The following is a 6,328-nucleotide window of genomic DNA, read 5'->3' as shown; positions in this document are numbered from 1 at the left end:
TAACCACAACATAAATAGCAGGCATAAAAAAGCCCCGCTAAAAGCGAGGCTTGGTGATTAGCACTCTGTTAAGAGATTACCAACCAGTGATTTCGCGCAATGCGCTACCGATTTCAGCTAGAGATTTAGTCGTTTTCACGCCTGCATCTTCAAGTGCTTTAAATTTATCTTCAGCAGTACCTTTACCGCCAGCGATAATTGCGCCAGCATGACCCATACGCTTACCAGCAGGTGCAGTAACACCGGCAATGTAAGAAACAACAGGTTTAGTTACGTTTACTTTGATATAAGCAGCCGCTTCTTCTTCCGCAGTACCACCGATTTCACCAATCATTACGATTGCTTCAGTTTCAGGATCTTCTTGGAATAATTTTAAGATATCAATGAAGCTTGAACCTGGGATTGGGTCGCCACCGATACCAACACAAGTTGATTGGCCGAAACCTTCATCAGTAGTTTGTTTAACTGCTTCATAAGTTAATGTACCTGAACGCGATACGATACCTACTTTACCTTTCTTATGAATGTGACCAGGCATGATGCCGATTTTACATTCATCAGGTGTAATAACACCAGGACAGTTAGGACCGATCATCACAACGCCTTCTTGATCTAGTTTGATTTTAACTGCAACTAAATCTAGTGTTGGGATACCTTCAGTAATAGTAACGATTAATTTAATACCTGCATCAATCGCTTCTAAAATAGCATCTTTACAAAATGGTGCTGGTACGTAGATAACTGAAGCTGTTGCGCCAGTTTTTTCTACTGCTTCACGTACTGTATTAAATACAGGAAGACCTAAATGTGTTTGACCGCCTTTACCAGGAGAAACACCACCAACCATTTGTGTACCGTACTCAAGTGCTTGCTCAGAGTGGAAAGTACCTTGACCACCAGTGAAACCCTGACAAATTACTTTAGTATCTTTATTAATTAAAATGCTCATTATTTTCCACCTACCGCTTTAACAGACTGCTGCGCAGCATCTGTTAATGATGTTGCTGCAATAATATTAAGACCTGACTCAGCTAGAATCTTACGACCTAACTCAGCATTATTACCTTCTAAACGAACGATAACAGGAACAGATACACCTACTTCTGCAACTGCACCGATAACGCCGTCTGCGATTAAATCACAACGTACGATACCGCCGAAGATGTTAACTAAAACAGCTTTAACTTTATCGTCAGAAAGGATAATTTTAAATGCTTCAGTAACACGTTCTTTAGTTGCGCCGCCGCCAACATCTAGGAAGTTAGCCGGGTTGCCGCCATGTAAGTTAACCATGTCCATCGTACCCATAGCAAGACCAGCACCATTAACCATACAGCCAATGTTTCCGTCTAGTGCTACGTAGTTTAATTCCCACTGTGCAGCATGCATTTCACGTTCGTCATCTTGCGTTGTATCGTTAATCGCTAGAAGCTCTTTTTGACGGTACATTGCATTTGAATCGATAGAAATTTTACCGTCAAGACAAATTAGGTCATCAGCACCAGTAACAACTAATGGATTGATTTCTAATAATGATAAATCTTTCTGTTCAAAAATAGTCGCTAAGCCTAGGAAAATTTTAGTAAATTGACCTACTTGCTTACCAGAAAGACCTAATTTAAATGCTAATTCACGACCTTGGTACGCTTGTGCGCCAACCAATGGGTCAATCATAGCAGTATGAATAAGCTCAGGTGTTTCTTCAGCAACTTTCTCAATTTCAACACCGCCTTCAGTAGAGGCCATGAACGTAACACGTTGTGAAGCACGGTCAATAACCGCACCTAAATAAAGCTCATTAGCAATGTCACTACATTCTTCTAATAATAATTTATTAACTGGTTGGCCATTTGCATCTGTTTGGTAAGTCACTAAATTTTGACCTAACCATTTGTTAGCAAATCCACGGATTTTTTCATCTGAATCAACTAATTCAACGCCACCCGCTTTACCACGACCGCCCGCATGTACCTGACATTTAATAACCCAACGCTCGCCACCTAATTTAGATGCAGCATTTACAGCATCTTCAGCGGTATCACAAGCGACACCATTAGGAACCGGTAAACCGTATTCTTTAAATAATTGTTTTGCCTGATATTCATGCAAATTCATGATTTATTTCCATCTGTTTAGTTAAACTTAATAGCCCGAAGGCCGTGAGTGTAAAAACAATTTTTTTGTGGCTGTTTAATAAAACAAACAGCCAATCGATTAATACTTAAAAATCAATATTAAAAAACAAATATTAAACGTCTAGTAATAGACGTGTTGGATCTTCAAGCAGTTCTTTGATTGTTACTAAGAATCCTACTGATTCTTTGCCATCAATTAAACGATGATCGTATGAAAGTGCTAGGTACATCATAGGTAAAATTTTCACTTCACCATTAATGGCCATTGGGCGGTCTTGGATTTTGTGCATACCTAAGATAGCCGCTTGTGGTGGGTTAATAATTGGTGTTGAAAGTAGTGAACCAAATACACCACCGTTAGTAACCGTAAAGTTACCGCCCATCATTTCATCAACGGTTAATTTTCCGTCACGACCTTTAATGGCAAGCTCACGAATACCTTTTTCAATGTCAGCAACACTTAATGTATCTGTATCACGTAAAACGGGTGTTACAAGACCACGTGGTGTTGATACTGCAATGCTGATGTCAAAGAAGTTGTGGTAAACAATATCTGTACCGTCAATTGCTGCATTTACTTCTGGGTAACGTTTAAGCGCTTCAGTCACCGCTTTAATGTAGAAAGACATGAAACCTAAACGGATACCATGTTTTTTCTCAAACACTTCTTGATACTGCTTACGAAGATCCATGATTGGTTTCATGTTTACTTCGTTAAAAGTCGTTAACATTGCTGTTGAGTTTTTAGCTTCTAATAGACGCTCAGCAACACGTTTACGTAAACGTGTCATTGGTACGCGTTTGTCGCTACGAGCAGCAACAGCAGCAACGATATCAACTTTAGGTGCAGTTTCACTTTTGTTTTTAGACGTACGGAAGTTATCTACATCTTCACGAGTGATAACACCACCTTTACCAGACCCTTTGATATCACGTGCATCAATGCCTTCTTCAAGCATTAAACGACGTACAGATGGGCTTGCATCAGCAGTTGCTGCAGGCGCTTCAGCTGGAGCAGCTTCTTCTTTAGCTGCAGCAGGTGCATCTGCTTCTTCTAATTTAGCTAATAATTGCTTAGAAAGTACAGTTGCACCTTCATCTTCAATGATTTCTTTTAAAATACCTGATGCAGTAGCAGGTACTTCTAAAACAACTTTATCGGTTTCGATTTCAACTAATACTTCATCACGCTCAACGAAGTCGCCAGGTTGTTTGTGCCAAGTTGCTACAGTTGCATCTGCAACTGATTCTGGAAGTTCTGGAACTAATACTTCAATCATAATTAACGCTTCCTACAATAATAATTTTTATTCAATAAATTCGATTTAATTTTGATTACTGTTCATCAAAACCAAGTGCTTCGTTCACTAATGCTTTTTGTTGCTTAACATGTAGAGACATATAACCTACCGCCGTTGATGCTGATGCAGCACGACCTGCGTATTGCAGCGTAGCGCCTTCGGGCATTACAGTACGGAAATTATGTTGACTGCAGTACCAAGCACCCTGGTTTTGAGGCTCTTCTTGACACCAAATAAACTCAGTTACATGTGCATACTGCTCAAGCAAATCATTTACTTCATCCGTTGGGAATGGGTAAAGTTGTTCGATACGTATAATAGCGACATGGTTTAAACCTTCAGCACGACGTTTTTCTAGTAGTTCGTAATAAACTTTACCACTACATAGAATAATACGAGTCACAGCTTCTGGGTCTAACTCATCCACTTCACCAATTGCATTTAAGAATGTACCTGATGCTAATTCATCTAAGCTAGAAACGGCTAATGGATGACGTAACAATGATTTAGGTGACATAACAATTAATGGACGACGCATTGAACGAATTACTTGGCGACGTAACATGTGGTAAACCTGAGCAGGTGTTGAAGGAACACATACCTGCATATTATGCTCAGCACATAATTGTAAAAAACGTTCTAAACGAGCTGATGAATGCTCTGGACCTTGACCTTCATAACCATGCGGTAATAAAACAGTCAAACCACACATACGGCCCCACTTCTGCTCACCTGATGATAAGAATTGGTCAAATACAACTTGAGCACCATTTGCAAAGTCACCAAACTGCGCTTCCCAAATACATAAACCTTTAGGTGCACCAGTTGAATAACCGTATTCAAATGCTAACACCGCTTCTTCAGATAACACTGAATCATAAACATCGAAATGACCTTGGTCATCAGAGATATTTTGAAGAGGAGTATAACGTTTAGCTTCAGTTTGCTCATGTAGAACAGCATGACGATGGAAGAAGGTACCACGTGCAGAATCTTGACCCACTAAACGAATATTATACTTAGAGTCTAATAACGTTGCGTAAGCTAAGTTTTCAGCGAAACCCCAATCTAACAGTTTCTCACCACGTGCCATTGCTACACGATCGTTATAGATCTTAGCAATACGAGAGTGTTGTTTCTGATCTTCTGGGTAATGACTAATAGATTCAGCTAATTCAACTAAGCGTTGTTTTTGGAAACCCGCTTCGTATGGTAAATCCCAATCATGTTTTAGATAAGGAGACCAATCAATTGAATTGCCTTGCATCGCTTGCCATTCTTTAACAACGCATTCGCCATTATCTAAGGCATCACGGTAATCAGAGACTAGCTGCTTAGCAAAACCATCTGCAATAACACCTTCGCTTTCTAATTGCTTGCTGTAGATTTCACGAGGCGTTGGATGTTTTTTAATTTTTTGGTACATCACTGGCTGTGTTGCACTCGGCTCATCAGCTTCATTATGGCCATGACGACGATAACAAACTAAATCAATAACCACATCTCGCTTGAATTTATTACGGAAATCAATAGCAATATGTGCTGCCTGCATGACGGCTTCAGGATCATCACCGTTAACATGGAAAATAGGCGCTTGGACCATTTTAGCAATGTCAGTACAGTAACGAGTTGAACGCGTATCTTGAGGATCTGAAGTAGTAAAACCAACTTGGTTGTTGATGACGATACGAATAGTACCACTTACTTTAAAGGCACGAGCTTGCGACATATTGAATGTCTCTTGCACAACACCTTGACCAGCAATTGCTGAGTCACCATGAATAGTGATAGGTAAAACACTTTCACCAATACTGTTCAAACGTTCTTGACGTGCACGAACCGAACCTAACACAACTGGGTTAACGATTTCTAAGTGTGATGGGTTAAACGCTAGTGATAAATGAACATTACCTTTAGCCGTTTTAAAGTCACTACTGAAACCTTGGTGATATTTAACATCACTTGATCCATCGATATTGGCATGTTTACCAGCAAACTCATTAAATAAGTCAGTTGGTTTTTTACCTAATACGTTTACTAAAACATTTAAACGTCCACGGTGAGCCATGCCGATAACTACTTCATGTGCGCCTTGCTCACCAGAACGTCTAATGACTTCTTTAAGCATAGGAACAAAAGAGTCACCACCTTCTAGAGAGAAACGTTTTGCACCAGGGAATTTAGAACCGATATAACGTTCTAGCCCTTCTGCTGCTGTTAACTCTTCTAAAAATCGATTTTTAGCTTCGTTACTGAACGATGGGCTGCTTTCACATGACTCAATACGGTTTTGGATCCAACGCTTTTCATCAGTATTAGTGATGTGCATGTATTCCACACCTAACGAGCCACAATAAGTTCGTTTAAGCGATGCAATAAGATCCTTTAATACCATTGTTTCATTGCCAGCAGCAAATGAACCGACATTAAAGTTAGCATCTAAATCAGAACCTGTTAGTTCATGATAAAAAGGGTCTAACTCTTTAACTGATTCTGTTTTAACTAAACCAAGAGGATCTAAGTTAGCAATTTCATGTCCACGGTTACGATAAGCACCGATTAATTGTAAAACTTTGACTTGTTTTGCATCATTGTGAACAGCACCATCTGGTGGTGTGAAACATTTTGGCCCTTTGGCCGCAAGCTTCATCTGTTCACGGATAATTGAATGACGCTCCTCAGGAGCATCAGTCACGCTTGGTAACTCATCAAAAACTTCACGCCAATTAGCGTCCACAGCAAGTGGATCCTCTAAATACAATTCGTAAATGTCTTCGATATAAGTAGAATTTGCCCCGGAAAGATGCGATGAGGCTAACCAAGTTTCCATAACATTAGTTGGCATTAACATTCCTTATACTTTTATTAATTGCTTAATTAGTAATGCTTAGT

General features: G+C 39.7%; 4 protein-coding genes. All 4 read right to left on the bottom strand.

The annotated features are described in order from the left end of the window. Positions 1-76: 76 nt before the first annotated feature. A complete protein-coding gene (gene sucD / locus V6255_RS12100) occupies positions 77-949 on the bottom strand; it encodes a succinate--CoA ligase subunit alpha (protein WP_341628389.1) in 873 nt (290 codons plus the stop codon). Next, the gene (gene sucC, locus V6255_RS12095) at positions 949-2,115 is read right to left on the bottom strand and encodes an ADP-forming succinate--CoA ligase subunit beta (RefSeq protein WP_341628388.1); all 1,167 of its coding nucleotides are present in this window, start codon (positions 2,113-2,115) and stop codon (positions 949-951) included. Before sucC ends, sucD begins: the two co-directional genes overlap by 1 nt. 133 nt (positions 2,116-2,248) lie before the next feature. Next, positions 2,249-3,415, bottom strand: coding sequence for a 2-oxoglutarate dehydrogenase complex dihydrolipoyllysine-residue succinyltransferase (gene odhB, locus V6255_RS12090; protein WP_211235595.1), 1,167 nt, complete (start codon positions 3,413-3,415; stop codon positions 2,249-2,251). Positions 3,416-3,470: 55 nt separating this feature from the next. Continuing rightward, positions 3,471-6,281: a 2-oxoglutarate dehydrogenase E1 component gene (gene sucA / locus V6255_RS12085; protein WP_160061422.1), complete on the bottom strand. Its 2,811-nt coding sequence runs from the start codon at positions 6,279-6,281 to the stop codon at positions 3,471-3,473. Positions 6,282-6,328 lie beyond the last annotated feature (47 nt).

Source organism: Psychromonas arctica, assembly GCF_038155225.1.
Classification (GTDB): domain Bacteria; phylum Pseudomonadota; class Gammaproteobacteria; order Enterobacterales; family Psychromonadaceae; genus Psychromonas; species Psychromonas arctica_B.
This window is presented reverse-complemented; position numbering and strand designations above follow the sequence as displayed.

Bases quoted from the DNA above. Each gene is read 5' to 3' on its own strand.
- sucC (WP_341628388.1), bottom strand. From the start codon at position 2,115: ATGAATTTGCATGAATATCAGGCAAAACAATTATTTAAAGAATACGGT.
- odhB (WP_211235595.1), bottom strand. From the start codon at position 3,415: ATGATTGAAGTATTAGTTCCAGAACTTCCAGAATCAGTTGCAGATGCA.
- sucA (WP_160061422.1), bottom strand. From the start codon at position 6,281: ATGCCAACTAATGTTATGGAAACTTGGTTAGCCTCATCGCATCTTTCC.
- sucD (WP_341628389.1), bottom strand. From the start codon at position 949: ATGAGCATTTTAATTAATAAAGATACTAAAGTAATTTGTCAGGGTTTC.